Annotated in this window: 21 protein-coding genes; 12 read left to right on the forward strand and 9 right to left on the reverse strand. The window is 66.5% G+C overall.

The window, feature by feature from the left end; translation table 11 throughout:
* Positions 1–2 precede the first annotated feature (2 nt).
* Genes G6N67_RS25410 through G6N67_RS25425 form a run of 4 tightly spaced genes read right to left on the reverse strand, consistent with a single transcriptional unit; the run spans position 3 to position 3,840 of the window.
* Positions 3–1,439 (reverse strand): class I adenylate-forming enzyme family protein, encoded by a 1,437-nt coding sequence (locus G6N67_RS25410; RefSeq protein WP_036427885.1) that lies wholly within the window; start codon positions 1,437–1,439, stop codon positions 3–5.
* Positions 1,439–2,212: an enoyl-CoA hydratase/isomerase family protein gene (locus G6N67_RS25415; protein WP_036427884.1), complete on the reverse strand. Its 774-nt coding sequence runs from the start codon at positions 2,210–2,212 to the stop codon at positions 1,439–1,441. Before G6N67_RS25415 ends, G6N67_RS25410 begins: the two co-directional genes overlap by 1 nt.
* On the reverse strand, positions 2,212–3,012 hold the full coding sequence (locus G6N67_RS25420) for an enoyl-CoA hydratase/isomerase family protein (protein WP_036427882.1): 801 nt from the start codon (positions 3,010–3,012) through the stop codon (positions 2,212–2,214). Before G6N67_RS25420 ends, G6N67_RS25415 begins: the two co-directional genes overlap by 1 nt.
* A gap of 9 nt (positions 3,013–3,021) precedes the next feature.
* The gene (locus G6N67_RS25425) at positions 3,022–3,840 is read right to left on the reverse strand and encodes an enoyl-CoA hydratase/isomerase family protein (RefSeq protein ID WP_036427879.1); all 819 of its coding nucleotides are present in this window, start codon (positions 3,838–3,840) and stop codon (positions 3,022–3,024) included.
* Between the two features lie 195 nt (positions 3,841–4,035).
* Here G6N67_RS25425 and G6N67_RS25430 point away from each other — a divergent pair, with 195 nt between their 5' ends.
* Positions 4,036–4,905, forward strand: coding sequence for an enoyl-CoA hydratase/isomerase family protein (locus G6N67_RS25430; RefSeq protein ID WP_036427877.1), 870 nt, complete (start codon positions 4,036–4,038; stop codon positions 4,903–4,905).
* Positions 4,906–4,959: 54 nt separating this feature from the next.
* A complete protein-coding gene (locus G6N67_RS25435) occupies positions 4,960–6,135 on the forward strand; it encodes a thiolase family protein (RefSeq protein ID WP_036427875.1) in 1,176 nt (391 codons plus the stop codon).
* Positions 6,136–6,208: 73 nt separating this feature from the next.
* Here G6N67_RS25435 and G6N67_RS25440 read toward each other — a convergent pair whose 3' ends face one another.
* Positions 6,209–6,970 carry a TetR/AcrR family transcriptional regulator gene (locus G6N67_RS25440; RefSeq protein ID WP_179976750.1) on the reverse strand — a complete coding sequence of 254 codons (762 nt, stop codon included), beginning with the start codon at positions 6,968–6,970 and terminating at the stop codon, positions 6,209–6,211.
* Positions 6,971–7,231: 261 nt separating this feature from the next.
* Here G6N67_RS25440 and G6N67_RS25445 point away from each other — a divergent pair, with 261 nt between their 5' ends.
* From G6N67_RS25445 to G6N67_RS25480, 8 genes are all read left to right on the forward strand, one after another.
* Positions 7,232–7,993: a crotonase/enoyl-CoA hydratase family protein gene (locus G6N67_RS25445; protein ID WP_036427872.1), complete on the forward strand. Its 762-nt coding sequence runs from the start codon at positions 7,232–7,234 to the stop codon at positions 7,991–7,993.
* A 7-nt stretch (positions 7,994–8,000) separates the two neighbouring features.
* The gene (locus G6N67_RS25450; protein WP_036427869.1) at positions 8,001–8,795 is read left to right on the forward strand and encodes an SDR family NAD(P)-dependent oxidoreductase; all 795 of its coding nucleotides are present in this window, start codon (positions 8,001–8,003) and stop codon (positions 8,793–8,795) included.
* 165 nt (positions 8,796–8,960) lie between these two features.
* Positions 8,961–9,797, forward strand: a complete 837-nt coding sequence (locus tag G6N67_RS25455) for an enoyl-CoA hydratase (RefSeq protein ID WP_051578397.1) — start codon at positions 8,961–8,963, stop codon at positions 9,795–9,797.
* A gap of 1 nt (position 9,798) precedes the next feature.
* Positions 9,799–11,049: an amidohydrolase family protein gene (locus tag G6N67_RS25460; protein ID WP_036427866.1), complete on the forward strand. Its 1,251-nt coding sequence runs from the start codon at positions 9,799–9,801 to the stop codon at positions 11,047–11,049.
* A gap of 1 nt (position 11,050) precedes the next feature.
* Positions 11,051–12,655 carry an acyl-CoA synthetase gene (locus G6N67_RS25465; protein ID WP_036427864.1) on the forward strand — a complete coding sequence of 535 codons (1,605 nt, stop codon included), beginning with the start codon at positions 11,051–11,053 and terminating at the stop codon, positions 12,653–12,655.
* On the forward strand, positions 12,652–13,488 hold the full coding sequence (locus G6N67_RS25470; protein WP_036427862.1) for an amidohydrolase family protein: 837 nt from the start codon (positions 12,652–12,654) through the stop codon (positions 13,486–13,488). Before G6N67_RS25465 ends, G6N67_RS25470 begins: the two co-directional genes overlap by 4 nt.
* Positions 13,488–14,531, forward strand: coding sequence for an acyl-CoA dehydrogenase family protein (locus tag G6N67_RS25475; RefSeq protein ID WP_036427860.1), 1,044 nt, complete (start codon positions 13,488–13,490; stop codon positions 14,529–14,531). Before G6N67_RS25470 ends, G6N67_RS25475 begins: the two co-directional genes overlap by 1 nt.
* A gap of 2 nt (positions 14,532–14,533) precedes the next feature.
* The gene (locus tag G6N67_RS25480; protein ID WP_036427859.1) at positions 14,534–15,724 is read left to right on the forward strand and encodes an acyl-CoA dehydrogenase family protein; all 1,191 of its coding nucleotides are present in this window, start codon (positions 14,534–14,536) and stop codon (positions 15,722–15,724) included.
* Between the two features lie 101 nt (positions 15,725–15,825).
* Here G6N67_RS25480 and G6N67_RS25485 read toward each other — a convergent pair whose 3' ends face one another.
* Together G6N67_RS25485 and G6N67_RS25490 are read right to left on the reverse strand one after the other, a co-directional pair.
* Complete coding sequence (locus tag G6N67_RS25485) at positions 15,826–17,097, reverse strand: amidohydrolase family protein (protein ID WP_051578396.1); 1,272 nt, start codon at positions 17,095–17,097, stop codon at positions 15,826–15,828.
* A 30-nt stretch (positions 17,098–17,127) separates the two neighbouring features.
* On the reverse strand, positions 17,128–18,276 hold the full coding sequence (locus G6N67_RS25490; RefSeq protein WP_036427857.1) for a thiolase family protein: 1,149 nt from the start codon (positions 18,274–18,276) through the stop codon (positions 17,128–17,130).
* Positions 18,277–18,421: 145 nt separating this feature from the next.
* Between G6N67_RS25490 and G6N67_RS25495 the strand changes: the two genes are divergently transcribed.
* Positions 18,422–19,954, forward strand: coding sequence for an aldehyde dehydrogenase family protein (locus tag G6N67_RS25495; RefSeq protein ID WP_036427855.1), 1,533 nt, complete (start codon positions 18,422–18,424; stop codon positions 19,952–19,954).
* 90 nt (positions 19,955–20,044) lie between these two features.
* Here G6N67_RS25495 and G6N67_RS25500 read toward each other — a convergent pair whose 3' ends face one another.
* Complete coding sequence (locus tag G6N67_RS25500; RefSeq protein WP_036427854.1) at positions 20,045–21,253, reverse strand: cytochrome P450; 1,209 nt, start codon at positions 21,251–21,253, stop codon at positions 20,045–20,047.
* A gap of 167 nt (positions 21,254–21,420) precedes the next feature.
* Here G6N67_RS25500 and G6N67_RS25505 point away from each other — a divergent pair, with 167 nt between their 5' ends.
* Positions 21,421–22,890, forward strand: a complete 1,470-nt coding sequence (locus G6N67_RS25505) for an aldehyde dehydrogenase family protein (RefSeq protein ID WP_036434068.1) — start codon at positions 21,421–21,423, stop codon at positions 22,888–22,890.
* Here G6N67_RS25505 and G6N67_RS25510 read toward each other — a convergent pair.
* Positions 22,874–24,514 (reverse strand): medium-chain acyl-CoA ligase Mig, encoded by a 1,641-nt coding sequence (locus G6N67_RS25510; protein WP_036427852.1) that lies wholly within the window; start codon positions 24,512–24,514, stop codon positions 22,874–22,876. The genes G6N67_RS25505 and G6N67_RS25510 overlap by 17 nt on opposite strands.
* Positions 24,515–24,519: the final 5 nt, after the last annotated feature.

Below are 24,519 nucleotides of genomic sequence, written 5' to 3' on the forward strand. Positions count from 1 at the left end.
GGTCACGCACTGGCCGCAAAATGGTCTCGTACGGCGCCGAGGTCCGGTTTCCCGGAGGGTGTTCGGGGGATCGCGTCGACGATCGCGATGGTGGTGGGTATCTCGTAGCGCGCGAGGCGGCTGCCCAGGTAGGCGTGCAACGCGTCGACAGTGGTCTCACCGTGCAGTTCGACCATCGCCACCGGGGTCTCGCCCAACCGGTCGTCGGCGCGGCCGATGACCGCGGCGCCCCGCACGGCAGGATGGCTTTCCAGTACGGTGCGCACATCGTCGGGCATGACCTTGAATCCGCCACGGATGATGGCTTGATCGGCCCGTCCGAGAATCCACACGAATCCGTCGGCGTCGATGCGGGCCAGGTCGGTGGTGCGGATCCAGTCCGCCGATGGATCCATCTGCGCCGGTTTGACTTCCAGCAGACCGCGCTCGTCGGGCCCGAGTGGACGACCGTCCTCGTCCACCACGCGCAGCCGCGCGCCCGGATTGGCGCGGCCCACGCTGCCGCGTTTGTCGGTCCAGTATCTCGAATGGTCGTCGAGCGTCCAGCCCGCCACGCCACCACCGAATTCGGTTGCGGCATAAGATGTCAAGACGGGAATGCCGAACTTCTCGGTGAACGCGTCGGCATCGTCGGCCGACAGTGGTGCGGTTCCGGACGTGACGACCCGGATGCCGGCCAGGTCGTCGCGCGTGAGCTCGGAATGCAGCACCATGCGCAGGGCAGCGGGTACGAGAGACACCGCCCGTGGCCGGTGTTCCCGCACCGCGGCCGACCACCGGCGCAGGTCGAACTTGGGTAGCAGCACGAACGGGCGAGCCTCTGCGACACATGACAGCACCCGGAACACGCCACCGACGTGGACCAGTGGTGAGTTCACGATGGCCACGCCGCGGCGCAGTCCGCGTGGCGCATCCCAGGGTTGGTCGCCCATGACACTGCGGGCCAGCATGTCGTAGGTGAGGTCGACGCGTTTCGGCGGACCGGTCGTGCCACTGGTCAGCATCCACACCGCAACGCCCGACCTGCCGGCGTCGTCGCCCGGTTCCCCGGTCACCGTTGGCTCGGTATCCACGTCGGACAGCGTGATCGACGCGGTGCCGGGGGACGGCGTGACGAGTGTGGCGTGGTCCTCGGCCAGTCCGATCACGAGCGGTAGCGAGAGAGACGCGATATCGGCGCGGGTGCGGTCGTCGCCACGTGCCGGATTGATGACGACGACGGTGCCGCCGGCCTCGAGAACCCCGAGCAGCGCGGCGACGTGCACCGGTGTGTTGCGCAACATGATGCCGACCCGGTGGTCACCGGTGAGCATGCCGATACGCCGGGACAGCGTCGCGAGCTGCCCCCAGGTGCACCACTGACCGTCGTACTGCAGCGCCCGTGCCGACGGGTCGAGCCCGAGAACGTCGGTGATGCGCTGCGAAAGCGGGTGCGGCATCAGCGGATCCGGGGCGCGGTCCTGGGCAGGTCCAGCCTTGCCAGTTCGGCCTTGGCTATCGGATTGCCCAGTCGCGTGTAGATCAGGCCCTGGTCCATCGCCGCCCGGTATGGCTTGTCCAGTGACTCCCAGATGGCCTTGACGGTCCCCTGCGTCGCGGTGGGCGGCTTGGCGGCGATGGCCTCGGCGATCTCGTGCGCGCGGTTCCACAGCTGTTCTCGCGCCACCACCTCGGTGACCAACCCGATGCGCAACGCGGTGTCGGCACCAACACGTTCGTCATTGCCCATCAGAGCCATCCGCAAGGTGTCCCCGAGACCGACGCGGCGCATCAACCCGATCGGTTCCAGCGCGGACACCAGCCCGGCGCTCACGTGGGAGTCGAAGAACGTCGCGTCGGCCGAGCAGATCACCACGTCGGACTCGTTGACGAAATACAGTGCGCCGGCCGTGCACATGCCGTGCACCGCGCACACCACCGGCTTCCACATCTTCTGCCATTTGGGACTCAACAACTCGCCTGGGTCTTCGTGGTTCCACACGATGTTGGGCTGGCCGTAGCTGGATTTCACGTCGAGGCCCGCGCTGAAGGCGCGGTCACCGGCGGCCCGCAGCACCACGGCGTTGATGCCGTCGTCGGCCTTGACGGCGTGCCAGACGTCACGCATCTCTCGACACATGGTGCGGTTGAAGGAGTTCAGCGCCTCGGGTCGATTCAGCGTCACCGTGGCGACCCGTGACGCGTGGTCGAAGTCGAGGAGCAGCGTGTCCATCACCGCGCCTGCCAGTTCGGCGCGCGCTTCTCCACGAACGCACGTGGCCCCTCTTGGGCGTCCTCGGTGCGCACGACCCGCTCGCGGAACGTCTCCGCGAGGATCTCACCTTCCAGCAACGGCAGATCCAGGGTCTTGTGAATCGCGAGTCTGGTGCCACGCACAGCGAGGGGCGCATTGGAATTGACGACATCGGCGATTTCGTGTGCGCGCTGCAGCAGGTGGTCGTGTTCGACCACCTCGGTGACCATGCCGAGCTCGTACGCACGCTCGGCGCTCATGCGTTCGTGCTTGCCCGTCAAGGCCATTCGCAGCGCCACCGATCGCGGCAGTGCGCGGGCCAACCGCACCATCTCGCGCGCGGCGACCAAGCCGATGCTGACATGGGGATCGAAGAACGTCGCCTTGTCGGACGCGATGACGATGTCGCCTGTCGTGACCCAGTCCAGCCCGGCTCCGCAACAGATCCCGTTGATCGCCGCCAGCACGGGCTTGGCCATACGGCGGAACGGGGGAGTGCCCTCCTGGGGAGCCTCCCATTGGTCGTAGGTGGACAGGTACGGCCGCTCGTAGATGACCTTGCCGTCGTCGGGGATCTCTTTGACATCGGCACCGGTGCAGAAGGCCCGGCCGGTGCCCGTGACGATCATCAGCCAGATGTTGTCGTCGTTCTCCGCTTCGTCGTACGCGGCGCGGAGTTCGGCGATCATGTGTGGGGACAGCGCATTGAGCGCGTCTGGGCGGTTCAAGGTGATGGTGGCCTTGTGGCCGTCCACCTCGTACTTGATGGTGTCGTACATGAGTGCCTTTCAGCGTCCGGTGAAGTCGGGATCCCGCAGTTGCGTGAAAGCGGCCAGGCCTTCTTTGAAATCGGCTGTACGGCAAGACAGTTCCAGATTGGACAGCTCCTGGTTCATGGCCTGGGTGAGCGTGGCGGCCTGCGCGTAGGCGATGGCCTGCTTGGCCAGGCCGATCGCGACGGTGGCCCCGGCTGCGAGCCGGGCCACCAGCTCTTCGGTGGCGGCGTCGAGCTCGTCGTCGTTCACCGCGCTGTGTACGAGTCCCCAGTCCGCCGCCTCAGCACCGCTGACCTTCTCGCCCAGCAACAGCATCCGCTTGGCGCGCGCCACTCCTGCCAACCGGGGCAGCAGCCAGGTGGATCCCGAGTCGGGGCTGAATCCTCGGTCCACAAACGGTTCCCAGAACAACGCACTCGTTTCGGCGATGGTGAAGTCGGCGGCCAGCGCGAGATTGCAGCCCAGTCCGACGGCCCAGCCGCGCACCGCGCAGACGACCGGCAGATGCATGGTCGCGACGAGTTCGACGATGCGGTGCGCACCGTGCGGGACGCGGCGCAACAGATCGCCGGTGCGGGGTCGCACACCCGGAGAATTGGTGGACACCCAGTCCGCCCCGGCACAGAAATCGGCACCGGCTCCGGTGATCACGACGGCCCGCAGCGAGTCGTCGCGGGCCGCCGCGGTGAGGCTTGCGACCAGATCGTCGATCATCCGATGGTTCAACGAATTTCGGCGGTCAGGACGATCGAGGGTGATGCGCAGGACCGGGCCCGCGTCGGACGTGGTCACCGAACCGTCAGTCACGTATCCCGGCCTCCCTCGATCCATACAGTTGCTCATACAGTAGGCGATGCGGTTACCATCTTGTGCAAGTCGGCACGAAAGGTCGTCGATGGATGATCGGATCGGAGGAACTGATCTGGTCGGCGCACGAACCTTCGGTGCGCGAGGATCTCGCCGCGCCCCGGCGTGCCACGCCGGCCGCCGAGGCCGGATGAACCATTGAAGCGAGGTTGATTTCGCATGACGGATGACCGGGTGCTCTTCGAGGTCGACGCGGACAACCGCATCGCGACCATCACCTTCAACAACCCGAAACGGCGCAACTCCTACGATGCCGCGATGCGGGACGAGATCGCCCGCTACCTCGACGTCGTGGCCGAGGACGACGACATCACCGTGGTGCTGCTACGTGGCGCCGAGGGGGTGTTCAGCACGGGGGCCGACATGAACAACGCATATGGGTGGTACGGCCCGACGGGCGAGGAGTCGCAGCGGAACGCGCGTCCGAGCCAGCGTCGACGACTCACCGTGGACCGCAAGTCCTTTGGCTTCTATCACAACTTCATGGGGTTCCCCAAGGTGACCGTGGGCGAGATCAGCGGTTACGCCCTCGGCGGCGGTTTCGAGATGGCCCTGATGGCCGACATCTCGGTGGTCGCACGCGACACCAAGATCGGCATGCCGGCCACCCGGTTCCTCGGTCCGGCGCTGGGCAGCTTGCACATGTTCTTCCACCGACTGGGCCCGGTGCTCGCGCGCCGGATGCTGCTCACCGGCGACATCATCGAGGCCGGTTCCGTCGAGCACCTCGGGATCTTCACCGACACCTGCGATGCCGGCCAGGTGGGTGCGCGGGCGCGGTACTGGGCCGAGAAGGTCTCGAAGATGCCTGCCGACGGGGTTGTCATCGCCAAAGAGGCGTTCCGTCTCGTCGAGCAGAGCCAGGCCTATCAGGGCGAGGAAGTGGCCAGCTACCTGTTCCACGCGTACGGCACCAACCTGCAGTTCTCGCCCGGTGAGTTCAACTTCGTCAAGACCCGCGCGCGGCACGGCACCAAGGAGGCCTTCCGGCTGCGTGACGAGCATTTTCAGGTGCAGGAGCCGCATTAGCCCGCGCGCCTGCTACCGTTACATAAACACGAAATATCGTAAAGGTTGATACTCATGCCAACACCCGTCATCGTCGGCGCAGCCCGCACAGCCATCGGCCGTTCGTTCAAGGGCACGCTGGTCAACACCCCGCCCGAAACGCTGATCACCACGGTCTTACCCGAGGTCGTGCGTCGGGCCGGGATCGTTCCGGAGGCCATCGACGATCTGATCTTCGCCGAATCCAATTACGGCGGTGGTGACATCGCGCGATACGCCGCCGACGCCCTCGGTTGGGAGTCGGTACCCGGGCAGTCGGTCAACCGGCACTGCGCGGGCAGCCTGACCGCGATCGGCAACGCGGCCGCGCAGATCGGCTCGGGAATGGAGCGCGTGCTGGTCGCCGGCGGCGTGCAATCGCTGTCCTCGTCGCCGCTGATGAAATGGCGGGTGCCCGGCCCGGAGCTGACGTTCATCGAGCCGTGGATGACGCCGACGCATGTGGAGACCCCGGATGCGCCGATGCGCGACATGTCGATCACGGTGGGCTGGAACACGGCGCAGGCCGCGGGCATCACGCGCGAGGACATGGACGCTTGGGCGGCCCGGTCGCACCAGCGCGCGGTCGCCGCGATCGACGCGGGGAAGTTCGTCGACGAGATCGTGCCGTTGAAGGTGACCCAGCCCGACGGTTCGGTGACCGAGTTCAGCGTCGACGAACACCCCCGCCGCGGTACCACCGCCGAGAAACTCGCCGAGCTCAAAGTCCTGCATCCCGAGATCGAGGGGTTCTCCATCACCGCGGGCAACAGCAGCGGCACCAACGACGCTGCCGCCGCGGTGGCGCTCGTCGACGCCGATTACGCGGCCGCGGAGCAGCTCGGTGTGCTCGCGACCGTCAAGGCCTGGGCCGCCGTCGGTGTCCCGGCCCGTGACACGGGACTGGGCGGCGTCAAGGTCATCGGCAAGGTACTCGACCGCGCCGGGCTCAAACCACCTGACGTCGCGCTGTGGGAGATCAACGAGGCGTTCGCGTCGGTGCCCATCGCGGCCGTGCGGGAGTACGGCATCGACGAGGAACTCGTGAACTTCTCGGGCAGCGGGTGCAGCCTGGGCCATCCCATCGCGGCATCGGGTGCCCGCATGGTCACCACACTGGTCTACGAACTGCGGCGGCGCGGCGGTGGCATCGGTGTCGCCGCGATGTGCGCGGGCGGTGGTCAGGGCGGCGCGGTGGTCATCGAGGTCTGAGCGTGGCGAAAGTGAGCTTGTTGTCGAAAATTCAGCGATATCTCGACAACTAGCTCACCTTCGACCGTGCGATCTAAACCGCCTTGCGCTTCGTGGACGCTTTCTTGGCCGGCTTGCCGGCATTGGCCTCGATCAGCTGGGCGGCATGGTCGAGAATGCACTCCAGGCCGTACTCGAAATTCTTCTCGTCGGCCGCGCCGATCCGGTGCCCTTCGCTGGTGACCTGGGCTATCAGCGGCGTGGTCTCGGGGTCGATCACCATGGTCTCTTCGTAGTCGCCGGGCGCGTTGTCGATGGCCCGGTTTTTCTCGTAGAGCCGGTGCAGCACGACAGATCCGCGCACGTGGACCGACACCGCCGAATACGTGTCGAACGCATCCTCGACCGACAGCCCCGCTTCGACCAAACCGGCGATGGCGGTCTCCATCTCCTGCACGCCGAGCCGGGCCGCCCGCGGGCTCAGCGCCGAGCGGATCAGGATCAGGTCACACAGGATCGGGTTGCCCATGAAGGCCTTTCGCATGGTCCTGGCGTGGTTGGCGAGAGATTCGCGCCAATCCTTGGCCTCCACGTACGGGGTCGCGACGACGAATTCCCGCAAGGCTCGGTCGGTCATCGCGTTGAGCAGTTCGTCCTTCTTGCGGAAGTACCAGTAGATGCTCGTGACGCCGACGCCGAGGTGCTTGCCCAGCAATGGCATGCTGAGGTTGTCGATCGAGACCTGCTCGGCCAGTTCGAAAGCGCCCTTGATGATGTCGTCGGGATTGATGGAACCGCGTTCGCGCCGTTGGCGTTTCTCAGCGGTCGGTTGCTTTGCCACTGCGGGCACCTCCATCAATGTCGTTACTGCTCAAGCAGTCCTCACGCCGCGGGCCAATCTCAGCGAATCTACCGTCGGCCACCGCCTGAACTGCGCCTATGCGCGCGTGTCGTCGGATGTTGTCACCGTCAACCTTACCGGTAGCCATCCCGTCGCTCCGCTCTACGCTGGTCTCGGGTCCGTCGCTCGGCGCACGCGGTCGTGGGCGCGAGTTTCTACTGTAATACATATAGTATGCTTTTCCGGGTTTGTTGGGCCGCGAGCGAAGGGGCATCGATGTCGGACGTAGTGCTGCGGGAGCGCCGAGGTAGGACGCTCATCATCACGATCAACCGGCCGGAGGCCCGGAACGCGTTCAACCTCGCTGTCGCGCAGGGGCTGGCCGACGCCGTGGACGAACTCGACGAAACCCCGGAACTCTCGGTCGCGATCATCACGGGCGCGGGCGGTAACTTCTGCGCTGGCATGGACCTCAAGGCCTTCGCGTCGGGCGAACTGCCGCATGTGCCGGGCCGGGGCATCGGATTCACCGAACAGCCGCCCCGCAAGCCGCTCATCGCCGCCGTCGAGGGATACGCGTTGGCGGGCGGCACCGAGATCGTGCTCGCCACCGATCTGGTGGTGGCCTCCAAGGTGGCCAAATTCGGCATCCCCGAGGTCAAACGCGGACTGGTCGCCGCCGGCGGCGGCCTCCTGCGGCTGCCCAAGCGGATCCCGTATCAGAAGGCGCTCGAGCTGGCGCTCACCGGCGACAACTTCACCGCCGAGGAGGCCGCGGCCTGGGGATTCGTCAACAAGCTGACCGAGCCCGGCGAGGCCTTGGCGGGTGCGCTCGAGCTGGCCGAACGGATCACCGCCAACGGGCCGCTGGCCGTCGCGGTGACCAAGGAGATCATCACCAAGTCCGCGGGGTGGTCCGAGGACGAGATGTGGCAGCGGCAGGGCGAATTGATCACCCCGGTGTTCACGTCGAAGGACGCGATCGAAGGCGCCACGGCGTTCGCCGAAAAGCGCGCACCCAACTGGACTGGTTCCTAGCCACCGCATGGATCTCGGGTTCCGGGGCGCGGCCACCGTCGTCGTCGGCGGAGGCCGGGGTATGGGGTCCGCCACTGCGCAGTGTCTGGCCGACGACGGCGCGCGCGTGGCCGTCGTCGGCCGCTTCCGAGAGGTGCTCGAGGCTGCCGCAGTGGATCTCACGGACCGAGGTTCCCCGGATGCCGTGGCCATCGTCGCCGACATCGGCGATCCGACGCAGGTCGACCGGGCGTTCGCGGAGGTGGGCGAGCGGTGGGGTGAGCTCAATGCGCTCGTCAACACGGTCGGACCCGGCGCGGCGGGCAACTTCGAAGAGCTGACCGACGCGCAGTGGCAGGAGGCGTTCGACGCCGGTCTCATGGGTATGGTGCGCTGTGTCCCCGCCGCGTTGCCGCTGCTGCGCCGGGCGGAGTGGGCCCGGATCGTGAACTTCTCGGCGCATTCGACACAGCGGCAGAGCACGCGCCTGCCCGCCTACACCGCAGCCAAGGCGGCCGTGACCAGTGTGTCGAAGAACCTGTCGCTGCTGCTGGCCAAGGACGAGATCATGGTCAATGTGGTGTCCCCGGGCAGCATTTCGTCGGAAGCGCTGCTTGCCTGGGCCGATTCGGTCGGGGCGGACGGCGCCGACCCGTACCGGCTGATGTCTGCCATCGACGAGCATTTCGGGCATCCCGCACATCTGCCACGTGCCGGGCTGCCTCACGAAATCGGCGCGGTCGCGGCATTTTTGGCTTCCAAGCGCAATTCCTACATGACCGGCGCGAACGTCAACGTCGACGGCGGCAGCGACTTCGTGTAGCGGCACCGGACGGGGCCCGCGCTGCGTTGTCCGGTATCGGCGACCCGCCGTGCGGGACGGGGTTGACAGGGCCTCGGTCTACCCACTTCCCGGTGCCGGCTTTGTGCTGGTCGCGGGCCACATGTGAGCCTTGCGGAACACTCTACCGATAGGTATACAGTATGTGTGGCTGCAGACACCTCTTTGGGCGATGAGGTAGCGACCGAGGCTGTTCGGTACGACGTCGTGAGCGGCAGCGTCGCCGTCATAACCCTCAATCGCCCGGAGCGGCTGAACTCGTGGGGAGCGGACATCTCCGCCGGCGTCTACGCGAATTTCGACCGCGCAGAGGCGGATCCGGCGATCCGGGCCATCGTGCTGACCGGAAGCGGCAAGGGTTTCTGCGCAGGCGCCTACATGGGTTCGATGGCGGCCCTTGGCGAGTCGATCGACGGCGACACCGACGTCAGCAAGATCGTCGGTGAGCGGCACCCGCACTTCCTCACTGCTTTGCGCAAGCCCGTCATCGCCGCCATCAACGGTGCGTGTGTCGGTATCGGGCTGACCCACGCCCTGATGTGCGACGTGCGGTTCGCCGCCGCCGGCGCCAAGTTCGCCACCGCGTTCCCGCGCCGCGGGCTGATCGGCGAATACGGCATCACCTGGATCCTGCCGCGCCTGGCCGGCTGGGGCGCGGCCGCGGACCTGTTGCTGAGCGGCCGCACGTTCCTCGCAGAGGAGGCTGTGCAGCTCGGTCTCGTGAAAGAGGTTGTGGCGCCCGACGATCTGCTGGCCCGCGCGGTCGAGTACGCCGAGGATCTGGCCCGCAACTGCTCGCCGGCGTCGATGGCGGTGATCAAACGCCAACTGTACGGGGATGCCAACGACGCCGTCGTCGACGTCAGCGCACGTGCCGAAACCCTCATGCACGAATCCATGGTGCGGCCGGACCTCGTCGAAGGCATCACCGCGTTCTTCGAGAAACGGCCCCCGGACTTCCCGCCCTTGAAAGAAGGTTGCTGAAATGACCGACACCCCAGAGCGTCTGCCCTACCTGGCCGTCGACGTCGACAACCACTACTACGAGCCGATCGATGCGTTCACCCGGCACCTGCCCAAAGAGTTCAGAAGCCGCGGTGTGCAGATGGTCCAGGATGGTAAGCGGACCTTGGCCGTGATGGGCGGAACGGTCAACCACTTCATCCCCAACCCGACGTTCGACCCGATCATCGAGCCGGGTTGCCTGGATCTGCTGTTCCGCGGCGAGATCCCAGATGGGGTGGATCCCGCGTCGCTGATGAAGGTCGACCGGCTCGCCGACCATCCCGAATACCAGAATCGCGATGCCCGGGTCAAAGTCCTGGACCGGCAGCGCCTCGAAACCGTGTTCATGCTGCCGACCTTCGCGTGCGGGGTCGAGGAGGGGCTCAAGCACGACATCGAAGCCACCATGGCCTCGGTGCACGCCTTCAACCTGTGGCTGGACGAGGACTGGGGATTCGACCGTCCCGACGGCCGATTCGTCTCGGCGCCCATCATCTCACTGGCCGATCCCCAAAAGGCGGTCGAGGAAGTCGAATTCGTGCTGAGCCGCGGCGCCAAGCTGGTGTGTGTACGCCCGGCCCCCGTGCCGGGCGAGGTCAGGCCGCGGTCCCTGGGCGACCCGCTCCACGACCCGGTGTGGGCCCGCCTGGCCGAGGCGGGCGTCCCAGTCGCCTTCCATCTGTCGGATTCCGGTTACATGGCGGTGCCGGCGTTGTGGGGCGGCAGCGGGGTGTTCAAAGGGTTCGGCAAGCGAGATCCGCTCGACATGGTGATCATGGACGACCGCGCGATCCACGACACCATGGCCTCGATGATCGTGCACCAGGTCTTCACACGGCATCCGAAGCTCAAGGTGTGCAGCATCGAGAACGGCTCCTACTTCGTCTACCGGCTGATCAAGCGGCTGAAGAAGGCCGCCAACAATGCGCCGTACCACTTCAGGGAGGATCCGGTCGAGCAGCTGCGTAACAACGTGTGGATCGCGCCGTACTACGAGGACGACGTGTTGCTGCTGGCCGAAACCATCGGCGTCGACAAGATCCTGTTCGGCTCGGACTGGCCGCACGGTGAGGGACTGGCCGACCCGACCACCTTCACCGCAGATATCCCGCAATTCCCCGAGTTCAGTCTCGAGGACACCCGGAAAGTCATGCGCGACAACGCTCTCGAACTCCTCGGCGATCCGAGCCGCACCGCGCCCGGTGCCCGGGATCTGGCGGCGTCGGTCTAGCGTGGCCGAATGGACCATCGGCGCCGTCGTCGACGCGATCGCCGAAGCGGCGCCTCACCGGGAGATGACGGTGTGCGGCACCCGGCGCACCACCTTCGCCGAAAGTGCCGACCGGACCCGGCGGCTCGCGAACTTCCTGGTCTCGCACGGTCTCGGGACGCATCGGGAGCGTGCCGAACTGAACCGGTGGGAATGTGGTCAGGACATCGTTGCGCTCGTCATGCACAACGATCTGTATCCCGACATGGTCATCGGTTGCCTCAAGGCGCGCACGGTCCCCGTCAACGTCAACTACCACTACGCGCCGGGCGAGGTGGCCGAGCTGCTGGACTACCTCAGGCCCCGCGCGGTGATCTACCACCGGTCGCTGGGGGCGAGGTTCGCCGATGTGCTCGACGCAGAGCTGATGATCTGTGTCGACGACGGTGCCGGTGTCGCGCTGCCGGGCACGATCGCGTTGGAAGATGCGCTGGCCCAGGGAAATATCGATCATGTCCTGACCCCATCGCCTGACGACGTGCTGATGATCTGCACGGGTGGCACCACGGGGCGACCCAAAGGGGTGCTGTGGCGCCAGGGCGACATCTACGTGTCGTCGATGAACGGCGCCGATCACGATCAGGTGAGCGAGATCCACGAGAAGGTGTCCAAAGCGGGCCCGCCCTGGTTCGCGGTGTCGCCGCTGATGCACGCGGCCGGGTTGTGGACCGCGTTCTCCGGGATGCTCTCCGGCCAGACGGTGATCTTGCATGACACCAGGCAACGCTTCGACCCGCGTGCGGTGCTGGAAACCGCTGAGCGCGAAAGGGTCGGCCTGATGACCATGGTCGGTGACGCTTACGCCGCGCCGATCGTCGAGGAGCTCGGCAGGCGTTCCTATGACCTGTCGGCGATGTTCGCGATCGGCACGGGCGGTGCGGCCACCAATCCGAAACATCAGCGCGCCTTGCTGGACCGCATCCCGCAGATCACCATCATCAACGGGTTCGGTTCATCGGAGACCGGCAACATGGGTTACGGTCACACCCAACGGGAGACGCCGACCGCCGACACGTTCCAGCTCCGCGCGGGCGGGCTCGTGCTCGCCGGCGACTACTCCCGATTCCTGAATCCCGGTGAGCCCGAGGTCGGCTGGGTGGCCCGCGCCGGCCGCATCCCGCTCGGGTACTACGGCGACGCCGACGCCACGGCCAGGACGTTCCCCGAGGTGGACGGCCAGCGCGTGGTCGTCTCGGGTGATCGGGCAGCCCTGGATGCCGACGGCACGCTGCGCTTGTTGGGCCGGGATTCGTTGGTGGTCAACACCGGTGGGGAGAAGGTGTTCGTCGAGGAGGTCGAGGAAGTCCTGCGGTCGCACGCCGACGTCGTGGATGCGCTCGTGGTCGGCAGGCCCAGTGAGCGGTGGGGCGAGGCGATCGTGGCGTTGGTCGCGACCCGCGGTGCGGTGGACGCGATGGTGTTGCAGGACCATTGCGCGACGCGGCTCGCGCGGTTCAAGGTTCCCAAGGACGTGGTTTTCGTCGAGCAGGTCCGCAGGCTCGGCAACGGCAAAGCCGATTACCGGTGGGCCAAGGGTCTCGCCGCGCAGCGACTGGAGATGGCGTGACGCACAAGGTGATTGATTGTCTGGTCAACGTCCACTTCGGCGAGACCGAAAACCAGCCCACCTTCATGAAGAAGGTGCGCGACGACTACTTCAAGGGTCCGCAGTCGATGTACGACCCGATCGACCTTGCGGAACTGCTCGACGAGATGGACACGCACGGTGTCCAGAAGACCATCCTGATGGACTCGCTGGCCAAACCGTCGGTGACGGCCCGCAAGTTCGTCGACGCGCACCCTGACCGGTTCGCCCTGGCCATGGGCGGGGTGAACCTGCTGCAACCCATTCCGTCACTGCGCGAGCTCGCCGCTGTCAGCGCCGACCTTCCCGTCGTCTACAGCGTTGTGGGGCCGAGCTTCTGGGGTGACGGGCAGTACCCGCCAAGTGATGCGGTGTACTACCCGCTGTACACCAAGTGCGCCGAGCTCGAACTGCCGTTGTGCGTCAACACCGGCATCCCCGGCCCGCCGATCCCCGGCGAGGTCCAGAACCCGATTCACCTGGACCGGGTCTGCGTGCGTTTTCCCGAGCTCAAGCTGTGCATGATCCACGGCGCAGATCCGTGGTGGGACATCGCGATCCGGATGCTCATCAAGTACCAGAACCTGCGGCTCATGACCTCGGCATGGTCTCCGAAGCGGCTACCCGAGTCGCTGCTGCACTTCATGCGGACGCGAGGCACGAACAAGATCATCTTCGCCTCCGATTTCCCGGTGCTACGCATGCAACGTGTCGTCCCGGAGGCGCTGGCCTTGGATCTGCCTCCCGAGGTGCTCGAAAACTATCTCTACAACAATGCCGCTGAGTTCTTCTTCGGCGAGAATCGGGAGAGCTGATGGACCGCTACGAGCTACGCAGGCTGGACTACAGCCTGTCCGAGGATCACGTTGCCCTGCAGACCGCGTATCGGCAGTTCTTCAAAACCTATTGCGACATTGAGACCGTACGTGCGGCCGAGCCGTCGGGGTTCGACAAGAGCTTGTGGGAACGGTTGTGCGCCACGGGCGCAACGACCATGGCGCTACCGGAATCCGTAGGTGGAGACGGTGCGACGCTCGTCGACCTGACGCTCGTGGCCGAGGAGATCGGGCGGTCGCTGGCCCCGGTGCCGTGGATCGACCACGTGGTCGCGGCACGGTTGCTCGCTCGCCTGGGGGCCGGGTTGTCCGACGAGATCGTGCAGGGCACCCAGGTGGTCGGATTCGACGCGCAGCAGATCGCGCCCACCGGACCGCGGCTGGTCCCCACCGCGTCGATCGCCGACCACATCGTCGTGCGGGCGGGTGACGAGTTGGTGAGGCTGGCATTCTCGACCCGCCCCGTCCGCGTCGACAACATCGGCAGGCTGCCCATGGCCTGGGTGGACCCGGCGGCTGCGGACAGCCGGACCGTGGTGGCAGGCGGGCCGGAAGCCCTCGCGGAATACCAACGCGCCCTGGATGAATGGCGTTTGCTCACCGCGTCGGCGTTGGTAGGTCTGGTCGAGGAGACCATGGCCATCGCGGCCGAATTCGCCAAGACGCGCTACACGCTGGGCGTGCCGATCGGGACGTTGCAGGGGATTTCGCACCCACTGGCCAACATCGCGATCACCGTACAGGGCGGTCGTGGCCTGGCACGCCGGGCCGCTTGGTTCCTCGACAACGAGCCTGCCGAACGGCCCGAACTCGCGCCGTCTGCGTTCGTCTTCATGGCCGAGGAAGCCGCCAAGGCCGCCACGATGGCCGTGCACGTGCAGGGCGGGCTCGGAGTTTCCGCGGAAGCGGCCGCCACCGCCTATCTGGTACGTGCCCGCGGTTGGGCGCTCGCGGGTGGTGACCCGGCTGCCACCGCGGTACGCATCGCCGAGATTGTGGCCGCTCGCGAAAGCAGGGTTTAGACATGGACTTCTCAACAGTTGCACTGTCCGCGGAGGATGAGGCGTTCCGCACCGAGGTGCGTGAATTCCTGGCTGGTGTCGTGACCGACGACGTCATCCGGCGCGATCGCGAAACCGGAGACAATTTCGACGAGGGGGTGCATCTGGCGCTCGCTGCCGCGGGATATCTGGAAAAGGAATGGAAGTCCGAGGCCAACGGCGGGTTCTCCCGAGTGCGGCGACGGATCTGGGAGTTGGAGAAGCGCCGGGCCGAGGTGCCGTGGGTGACCTGGGGCACCACCGCGATGGTCGCGCGGTCGGTGGCCAAGTTCGCGTCGCCCGAGATCCGGGACGACGTGCTGCGCGGGGTGTTCGACGGCACGGTGCGGTTGTGCCTGGGTTACACCGAACCCGAGGGCGGTTCCGACGTCGCCACGTGCAAGACCCGCGCTGTCCGTGACGGTGATCAGTGGGTGATCAACGGCTCCAAGATGTTCACCACCGGCGCGCACAACTGCCAGTACGTGTTCCTGATCACCAACACCGACCCCGAGGCACCGAAACACGAGAGCCTCACCATGTTTCTGGTGCCGCTCGATCTCCCGGGCATCGAGATTCAGGGCATCCGCACCGTCGACGGTGACCGCACCAACATCGTCTACTACTCCGATGTGCGCGTCGATGATCGCTATCGGCTCGGTGAGGTCAACGGGGGCTGGGCCGTGGTGCGCGAGCCACTCGACGCCGAACACGGTGCGGTCGCTGCGGCCGACGATGGCCTGGCCGATGTGGCGATCATGATGCATCAGGCCGGATTCATGGCCGAGGCTGCCGACAACGTCGCGGCCGTGGTGGGTGCCCCGGACGCGAGTGGACGGCGCGCCGTGGACGACGGTTCGGTCGCCTATCGGTTGGGGCGCAGTGTGGCCCGGCTCGAGGCGGCGCTGTCGACGCCCAGCATCTTCGGCCGGGTGGCGCTGGCCCAGACCATGCGGGACATCGCCCCTGACCTCATGGACATCGCGGGTTCTGCTGCGGCGCTGCCCGTCGGCGCCGACGGCGGATACGACGACCGCAGCGAGTACGTCTACCGGTTCGCGCCGCTCGTCGGCATCTACGGCGGCACGCTGGAAGTGTTCCGCAACATGATTGCGCAGCATGTGCTTGGGCTCGGCAAGCCCAATTACTCGCCGCCCAAGCAGCACGCCTCATAGCGCGTGCAGTCCCCGGGATGTTCGTCTCTGCCGAGCGGATCGCTTGTCCGCGCTGCTGACGCGGCATGCCCTTGGTAACAGCGTCCGCCGAGTTCGGGGCGTCAGGCCACGCCGGCGTCCGGCCGTCCGGTCCCGCAGGCCTGGCGACGCGCCAGTGCCGGGGGTCGGATCGCGTCGGGATCCGGGTTGGCGATCGGCCGCCCCATGAATCGGCGGGCGTTGTCGCCCATGAAATCGTACGTGCGCCGGACGTCCATGCCGTCGGCGTACTTCCAGAATCCGCTGGGCTCCGCAAGGCCCTCGGGATGCGGATAGTCGGATCCGAACAACACGCGGTCCCAGCCGACGGTGTCGACCACGTCCGCCACACATCCTTCCCAGAACGGGCTGACCCAGATGTTGCGGCGGAACACGTCGTGCGGATGCTCGGGGAAGTTCTGCGGCATCTTCTTGTACAGGTCCGCGAAATCGTGGAACAACGGGAAGATCCAGCTGCTGCCGTTCTCGACGCTGGCGATACGCAGTTTGGGGAACCGGGTCAGCGTGCCGTGGCAGATCAGGCTCGTGATCATGTCGGCGATCTCCCGGTGGCCCAGCACCATCCACCGGAAGGCGCTCTGCGCCATGAAGTTCTGGGTGTGCGGTGGTTCCCACCTGGCGACGTAGTCGTCGAGTGGGGGATAGCTGGCGTGCAACACGATCGGCAGTCCGGCTGCCTCCACGTCGCGCCAGAACGGGTCGAACTCGGGAAGTGCCGGGGAACGCCAGCCGTGCAGCCCGTTGACCGGGCCGGGTTTGATCAAGGCCACCTTGGCGCCTTTGGACAGGATGTAGTCGAGTTCCTGTTGTGCCGCATCGACTTCGGACAGATTGATGATAGGTGTCGAGAACACCCGGCCCTCATGGTCGAAGGTCCAGTGCTCGGTCATCCACTCGTTGAGCGCGTGGATGATGGCGAGCGTGAGTTGCGGGTCGTCGGCCGACGAGTGTTCGACCAGACTGGCCAGCGTGGGGTAGTTGAGGGCCTCTGTCACGCCCTGGCGGTCGAGTTCGGCGATCCGGTCTTCGGGGTTGCGTGTGGCACTGGGTGCTTCGATGGCCGGACCCTGCATCTCGCGCAGCGTCAGGCCTTTGGTGTTCTCGCCGGCGAGGAACTTCTCGTGGGCGCCGGGCGCCGCGACGCGTTCGAAGGTCGGGTTGGGGATGAAATCGGTGACGCGGCCGTTGATGACGATGCGGGTCTGCCTGCCGATCTGGGCGTACTGCACGGCCCGCCGATAGCGCTCGGGCAGAAATTTCGTCAGCGCGTCGACCGTCTCGTACATGTGCTGGTCTGCGTCGAAAATCGGTGCATCCCTGAACTGTTCAGTCATGTGTGAGGGTTCCGTCCTCCCGCTCGGCCATCAAAGGGTCAGCACGGTGGCACCGGCGGTGCCGGGAGCGCCGTACAGTTGGGCGAACCCGACGCGGGGCGAGCCGGGAATCTGGCGCTCTCCGGCCTGGCCGCGCAGTTGGAGCACCAGCTCGTGGATCTGCCGCAGACCCGACGCGCCGATCGGCTCGCCGTTGGCGATCAGGCCCCCGTCGGTGTTTACGGGCAGCCGGCCGCCGATTTCGGTGGCCCCGTCGGCGAGCAGCTTCTCCTGATCGCCGTCCGCGCAGAAGCCGCACTCGGCCATGTGGATGATCTCGGCGCCCGCGTCGGTGTCCTGCAGTTGCACGACGTCGACATCTTCGGGTGCGACACCGGCCTTTTCGAACGCCGCACGCGCGGCATACACGGTCGGCGCGACGTCTTCGGCCACCGGGGCGCACGTGGTGTTGACCTCGTAGGCGCCATATCTGCGGGTTCGCACCTCGACGGCCTTGAGGTACACGGGTTTGTCGGTGTAGCGGCGGGCGATGTCGGCACGGCACATCACCACCGCGGCGGCACCTTCGTCGGGGGCACAGAACATGTACTGCGTGAGTGGATAGTTGAGCATGGTCGAGCCGAGGATTTCGTCCTCCGAAATGGGCTTGCGGCGAAACGCGTTGGGGTTCAATGCGCCGTTGCGGAAGTTCTTGGCGGCCACCCGGGCCAGTGTGCGCTGGGAGATGTTGTGCTCGTGCAGGTACCGGTTGGCTTTCATACCGAAGAACTGGGTGGTCAGGTATTGGCCGTTCTCGGCGTACCAGCTCGGCATGCCGACCAGGGCGGGGTCTTCGGTGAACGCGCCCCGCGGATGCTTGTCCAGCCCGACCGCGATGCCGATGTCGTAGTCACCCAGCCGGATTCCATCGGCGCACGTCTTGGTGGCACTGGCCGCGGTGGCGCATGCGTTGAAGACGTTGGTGAACGGGATGCCCGTCAACCCGACCATGCCGACGATGGCGTCGGGATTGGCCACCGTCCAGCTGCCGCCCGTGGCCGCGCCGATGTCCTTCCAGTCCACCCCGGCGTCTTCGACCGCGGCGAAGATGGCGTCGACGCCCATCGCCATGGCGGTCTTGCTCCCGAACCGGCCGAACGGGTGCAACCCGACGCCGATGATCGCAACGTCGTTGGTCATCGGTCGGAACCTTTCGGTGCGAAAGCCTTCTGCATGCGATCCTCCGTGTCCGGCCCAGATGGTAGAGCAACTGTAACTATTACAGTAACCTAATAACGGTGACGAAGGGCAAGGCTGCCTGCAGCGTCGAGCTCGGAGGTGTGAGTTGAGTGAGCTCGTGGCCGCGACCGACAGCGTGGAAGTAGGTCGACGCGCGGCCGTGAGGGCCGAGAAGCGCATGCTGATCGGCGGTGAGCTGGTTCTCACGGCGTCCGGCGCGGAGTTCGACAACCTCAGCCCGGCAACCGGTCTGGTCATGGGTTCCACCACGGCCGCCGGTGTGCAGGACATGGATGCGGCGATCGGAGCCGCCCGGCGGGCGTTCGACGAATCCGACTGGTCGACCAACCGCGTGCTGCGCAAGCGCGCGCTGGGACAACTGCAGGACGCGATCGAAGCCGAGCGGGAAGACCTGCGCGAGGAACTGATCGCCGAGGCCGGTTGTCCGGTCATGACCACACGCAATGCCCAGCTGGACTGGCCGCTGGCCGACGCGCTGCGGTATCCGGCGCGGCTGATCGACCAATTCGGCTGGGAACGCAGGCTCGACGGTGGCGGGTTGTTCGGTGACCGCAACGCGCGCACCGTCGTCAAGGAACCGGTCGGCGTCGTCGCCGCCATCACGCCGTCGAACTTCCCGATAGAGGTGATCCTCAACAAGCTCGGTCCGGCGCTGGCCGCGGGTAACACAGTGGTGCTCAAGCCGGACCCGAACACACCGTGGAACGCCACGCGGCTCGGCCGGTTGATCGCCGAGCACACCGACATTCCGCCAGGAGTGGTCAACGTGGTGCCGACGCCGTCGAACGAGGTTGCCGCACAACTGGGTACCGATCCCCGCGTCGACATGGTGTCGTTCACCGGCTCGACCGCGGTGGGTAAACACCTCATGCGTGCGGGTACCGACACCATGAAGCGCACATTCCTCGAACTCGGCGGGAAATCGGCGATGATCGTGCTCGACGACGCCAAGCCCGCGCACATCGTTCCCGGTGCGGTCGGAGCCTGTGTACACGCGGGTCAGGCCTGCGCCGCCAACACCCGGATGCTGGTGCATCGCTCGCTGTTCGATGGCGCGGTCGCCAACGTGGCGATGGCGTTCGGTGCGGTGCCCGTCGGCGATCCGGCGCTGCCCACGACGCTGGTCGGCCCGGTGATCAGCGCTGCGCACAAGCAGCGGGTGCTCGACGCATGCGACCGCGCTCGGCGCGACGGGGCCGACATCGTGGTCGGCGGAACGGCTTTCGACAACGTGCCGGCTCATCTGGCCGGTGGGCACTTCATTGCGCCCACAGTGATCGTCGGTGCGGATCCGAGATCGGCCATCGCGCAGGACGAGGTGTTCGGACCGGTGCTGGTCATGATCCCGTTCGACGACGATGACGAGGCGGTGCGGTTGGCCAACGACAGTGCGTTCGGGTTGGCTGGCGCGGTGCTCTCGGCGTCGGCCGAACGGGCGATGAGTATCGCCCGCCGGATCCGCACCGGGGCGATCGGCGTCAACGGCGGCATGTACTACGGCGCCGATGCGCCGTTCGGCGGGTACAAGAGCAGCGGTGTCGGCAGGCAGTGCGGTATCGAGGGGTTCGCGCAGTACACCGAGACCAAGACCATCGGGTGGCGCCTGCCCCGGCAGTGACTCTCTTTGCGCGAGCAGTCGCGTAGGTACCCGGTACGTCGCTGTTCCGGGTACCCATGCGTCTGCTCGGCCTGAGTGGTCGGGGAAGGCTCAGGCGACCGGATCGAAGGTGACCGGGATGGCGGTGGGGGATCGGAACGGCTGGCCGAAGATGTGCGGATCGTCATCGGTGACCAGCTTGAGGTTGGTGACGCGGCCGAGCAGTGACTCGAGTGCGACCCGCGTCTCCATGCGGGCCAGGTGTAAACCCATGCAGGTGTGTTCACCTGCCGCGAAGGTGATGTGCGGCACACGTTTTCGGAATATGTCGAACTTCTCCGGGCGGTCCCACCGCTTCTCGTCACGGTTGGCCGACCCGATGCACACGTCGATCACCGCGCCCGCGGGAACCTCGACCCCTTCCAGTTCGGTGTCCTGGTTGGCCGAGCGCTGTACGGTCGTCAGCGGGGTCTCGTATCGCAGACCTTCCTCGATCGCAGGTCCGATGAGTTCGCGGTCGTCCTGCACCGCGGCCAGTTGGTCGGGATGGGTCAGCAGCAGATATAGCAGATTGCCCGACGATCTGTAGGTGGTTTCCAGCCCGGCGGGCAGCAGCAGTCGCAGAAACGAGTAGATGGCCTCGTCGGTGAGCTTCTCACCGTCGATCTCGGCAGTCACCAGATCCCCGATGATGTCGTCGGTCGGAGTGGCGCGCCGCCGCTCGATCTGCTCGAGGAAATAGTTCTTCAGTGCCTCGGATGCCTCGAAGGCGCGTCTGAATTTGACGGTGTAGCTGATCAATTCGACCGCACGCCGGCGGAACCAGGGCAGATCCTCCTCAGGCAGGCCGAGCAACGTGGAGATCACGCGGGTGGGGAATTCGAACGTGAAGTCCCTGACCAGATCGGCGGTACCGGCTGCGAGGAACTCGTCGACGAGTCGCTCGCAGATCGGGCGGACGATCTCGGGTTCCCACCGGGCCAGCGACCGGGTCTTGAACGCGGCCGACACGAGATTGCGGTGGTCGCGATGCGCCTTGCCCTCCATCGCCAATATCGTGGGGCCGATGAACAGTCCGATGGTGCTGTCGTAGATCTTCGAGTTGAACACCTTGCCGTCGCGGAAGACCGTGTTGACGGCGTCGAAGGACACGGCCGCGAATTGATGTTCGGGGAGCATCGATTCCGGTGTCTTGGACCAGTCCATCACCGATCCGCGGAACACCCCGTGTCGGGCGCGGTGCTGCGCGAAGACAGGGTACGGGTCACGCAGCAGGCTTGCTGTGTCGCCGGTCGTCGCGTCCTGAACCTTGCTCTCCAACGGTCACCCTTCGGGTCGCGCCAGTCTCGTCGAAGCTCGTTACGGTAAAGACTACAGTATTAGTGTCGGGCAGTGGGCGAGGCGGCCTCCGAGATCTTGCTTCGCTGCTACCGTATGTCTTACCGGATGGGTATCGTAAGTGAGGAGTGCGACGCGTGACCGACGTCATCGGATCCATCGGGCTCGGCGCGGACGGTGCCGCCCGGCGCCTGGTCGCGCAGCGCCGGGCGTTCCTCGGCGACGGACCGCCGAGTGCCGGTCTGCGCCGCAACCGCATCGACCGGCTGTTGGCGATGGTCCTCGACAACGCCGAGGAATTCGTCGCGGCCACCGCGGCCGACTACGGTTCCCGATCGCGCTCGGCGGCTCTCTTCGCCGAGATCCTCGGCATGATCTCGGTCATCGAGCACACCAGATCGAACGTGCCGCAATGGATGCGCTCCACCAGACTGATGCGTGCGGCCCGGCTGTTCGGGCTGCACGCCGAGGTGGTGCCGTCACCGCTCGGCGTGGTCGGCATCATCGGGCCGTGGAACTTTCCGGTCCAGCTCACGGTTTTGCCCGCTGCGGCCGCATTCGCCGCGGGTAACCGGGTGATGATCAAGATGTCGGAGGTCACGCCGAACACGGCCGAACTGATGGCGGCGACCGCGCCGCGGTATTTCGACGCGCTCGAACTGCACGTGGTCACCGGTGCGGCCGACGTCGCCGCCGAGTTCGCCGCATTGCCCTTCGACCACCTGTTCTTCACGGGATCGCCGGCCGTGGGCGCTCTGGTGCAGCAGGCCGCGGCGCGAAACCTCGTTCCGGTCACCTTGGAGCTGGGCGGAAAGAATCCGGCGGTGGTCGCTCCCGATGCCGACGTGACGCGCGCGGCGGCCCGGATTGCCCAGGCGCGCATGGTAAACGGTGGTCAGGTGTGCGTCTGTCCCGACTATGTGTTCGTCCCCGACACCAAGGTCGACGAGTTCGTCGCGGCGGCGCGCCGGACCTGGCGGGCGCTGTTCCCGACCATCATCGACAACGGCGACTACTGCTCGTCGGTCAACCAGGCGAACTTCGACCGGGTGGTCGGCCTGATCGCCGATGCGCGCGGCCACGGTGCCCGGATCGATGTGGTCATCCCCCACGGGGAGACCCTTCCCGACCCGGGCACGCGCAAGATCGCGCCGACCATCGTGCGCGACGTCGACGACCGAATGCGCATCGCCGAGGAAGAGGTCTTCGGACCGGTGCTGGTGGTCCGCGGCTACGCTGCGCTGGCCGACACCATCGACTACATCAACGCCAGGCCGGCACCGTTGGTGGCGTACTGGTTCGGCTCGGACGGTGCCGACTTCCGGCACTTCGTCGCCCGCACCCGCAGCGGTGGTGTCGCCCGCAACGACTTTGCCGCCCACATGATCCCGTCGTCGGCACCGTTCGGGGGAGTGGGGCGCAGCGGGATGGGGGCCTATCACGGCAAAGCGGGGTTCGACGCGTTCAGCCATCACCGCACCGTGGTGGGTACGGACCTGCCGTTCAGCGTCACCGCGCAGGCAGCGCGGCCGTTCTCCGGCCCGATGCGGGTCGGTGCCGACCTCGCGCTGCGGCGTGCCCGGCGCCGAACGTCCGCTCGGCTCAAGAGGTTCCGCTGACGGCCTGCTCGCGGGCCCAGCGGTAATCGGCCTTGCCTGCCGGGCTTCGTTCGATCGCCGGCCGGAACACCACGGCTTTCGGCAGCTTGTAGCGGGCTATGGTCTGCTGAGCATGCCGGATGAGCTCGTCGGCGTCCGCGGAAGTGCCCTCCGCGAGTGCGACGATCGCCACGACCTCCTGGCCCCAGCGCTCACTCGGCCGGCCCGCCACCACCACGTCGCGTACCGCCGGATGCGACGCGATCGCGGCCTCCACTTCCTCGGCGAAGATCTTCTCCCCACCGGAGTTGATGGTCACCGAGTCACGCCCGAGCAGTTCGATGGTGTTCGCGTCGAGATGACGCGCGCGGTCACCGGGCACGGCGTAGCGCACCCCGTCGATCACCGGGAACGTCGCCGCGGTCTTGGCGGCGTCGCCCTTGTAGCCGAGCGGCACGAACCCCCGCTGCGCGAGCCACCCCAGGCCGTCGTGCCCGGGTGCCAGCACGGCAGTCATGTCCTCTGCCACCACACACGTGTCGGGCCCGGCGTTGAACACGCCGGTCGATACCGCTCCGGGTGCCGACATGTGACTCATCTGCGCGCCGGTCTCCGACGAGCCGACCCCGTCGACGACGATCAGATCGGGTTTGGCATCGATCAGCTGCTGCTTGACGTGGGGCGTGAGCTGCGCACCGCCGTTGGCGACAACCGAAAGCGACGAGACGTCCGCGATGCCGCTGCGGATCGCGGCGACCAGCGGCCGAGCCATCGCATCGCCCACGACCGTGGCCACCAGGATCTGCTCGCGTTCGATGGTGCGCACGACGTCGTCGGCATCGAACCGGTCGACCACGCGCGGGAACACCACGGTCTGACCCGTGGTGATCGCGGTCATGGCCGCCCACTGTGCGGCACCGTGGATCAGGGGAGGCAGGATCATCAGCTTGGTGCCGGGGTTCTCGACCGCCCGCGCGACGATGTCGTCGACCGAACCGGCGTGCTCACCCGTCACCATGTTGCGGCCACCGAATGCGGTCATGAAGATGTCGTGCTGGCGCCACAGCACGCCCTTGGGCATCCCGGTGGTGCCGCCGGTGTAGAGCACATAGAGGTCGTCGCCGCACGGTTCGACGGGCGGCGCAGGCACGTCGACACCCACGATCTTCTCGTAATCGACTGCGCCGTACAGCAGATCGTTGCCGGAGTCGTCGGAGATCTGGATGAGCACCCGCAACGAGGGCAGGTCGGGCAGGATCTCCGCCACCCGCGGGGCGAAGGCCGCGTGGTAGACCAGGGCGGTGGCCCCCGCATCGGCAAGTAAGTACTGCAGTTCGGTGTTGACGTAGCGGTAGTTCACGTTGAAGGGGGCCACCCGCGCCCGGAAGGAGCCGAGCATCGATTCGACGTATTCCGGACCGTTGTAGGCGTACACGCCGAGCAGATCCTGACCCACCTCATGTCCGGCCAGACCCTCGCGCTCGGTCCGTGCGCCGAGGCCCCGTGAATGCAGGTATGCGGCCAGGCGATTCGACCGGGTGATGATCTCGCCGTAGCTGTAGCGGCGGTCGCCCTGGATGATCAGGGCACGGTCGGGAATGGCGGAGGCGACAGCGCCCGCGACGGCAGGGACGGTGAACAGCATGCGAA

Origin of the sequence: Mycolicibacterium mageritense, from assembly GCF_010727475.1 — a bacterium.
GTDB lineage: Bacteria > Actinomycetota > Actinomycetes > Mycobacteriales > Mycobacteriaceae > Mycobacterium > Mycobacterium mageritense.

What these genes read in the sequence shown, in the direction of transcription:
- G6N67_RS25440 (WP_179976750.1), bottom strand. Translation starts at nt 6,970, where the DNA reads ATGGAGGTGCCCGCAGTGGCAAAGCAACCGACCGCTGAGAAACGCCAA.
- G6N67_RS25480 (WP_036427859.1), top strand. Translation starts at nt 14,534, where the DNA reads ATGGACTTCTCAACAGTTGCACTGTCCGCGGAGGATGAGGCGTTCCGC.
- G6N67_RS25425 (WP_036427879.1), bottom strand. Translation starts at nt 3,840, where the DNA reads ATGGATCGAGGGAGGCCGGGATACGTGACTGACGGTTCGGTGACCACG.
- G6N67_RS25435 (WP_036427875.1), top strand. Translation starts at nt 4,960, where the DNA reads ATGCCAACACCCGTCATCGTCGGCGCAGCCCGCACAGCCATCGGCCGT.
- G6N67_RS25460 (WP_036427866.1), top strand. Translation starts at nt 9,799, where the DNA reads ATGACCGACACCCCAGAGCGTCTGCCCTACCTGGCCGTCGACGTCGAC.
- G6N67_RS25410 (WP_036427885.1), bottom strand. Translation starts at nt 1,439, where the DNA reads ATGCCGCACCCGCTTTCGCAGCGCATCACCGACGTTCTCGGGCTCGAC.
- G6N67_RS25490 (WP_036427857.1), bottom strand. Translation starts at nt 18,276, where the DNA reads ATGACCAACGACGTTGCGATCATCGGCGTCGGGTTGCACCCGTTCGGC.
- G6N67_RS25510 (WP_036427852.1), bottom strand. Translation starts at nt 24,514, where the DNA reads ATGCTGTTCACCGTCCCTGCCGTCGCGGGCGCTGTCGCCTCCGCCATT.
- G6N67_RS25415 (WP_036427884.1), bottom strand. Translation starts at nt 2,212, where the DNA reads ATGGACACGCTGCTCCTCGACTTCGACCACGCGTCACGGGTCGCCACG.
- G6N67_RS25430 (WP_036427877.1), top strand. Translation starts at nt 4,036, where the DNA reads ATGACGGATGACCGGGTGCTCTTCGAGGTCGACGCGGACAACCGCATC.
- G6N67_RS25420 (WP_036427882.1), bottom strand. Translation starts at nt 3,012, where the DNA reads ATGTACGACACCATCAAGTACGAGGTGGACGGCCACAAGGCCACCATC.
- G6N67_RS25485 (WP_051578396.1), bottom strand. Translation starts at nt 17,097, where the DNA reads ATGACTGAACAGTTCAGGGATGCACCGATTTTCGACGCAGACCAGCAC.
- G6N67_RS25475 (WP_036427860.1), top strand. Translation starts at nt 13,488, where the DNA reads ATGGACCGCTACGAGCTACGCAGGCTGGACTACAGCCTGTCCGAGGAT.
- G6N67_RS25450 (WP_036427869.1), top strand. Translation starts at nt 8,001, where the DNA reads ATGGATCTCGGGTTCCGGGGCGCGGCCACCGTCGTCGTCGGCGGAGGC.
- G6N67_RS25445 (WP_036427872.1), top strand. Translation starts at nt 7,232, where the DNA reads ATGTCGGACGTAGTGCTGCGGGAGCGCCGAGGTAGGACGCTCATCATC.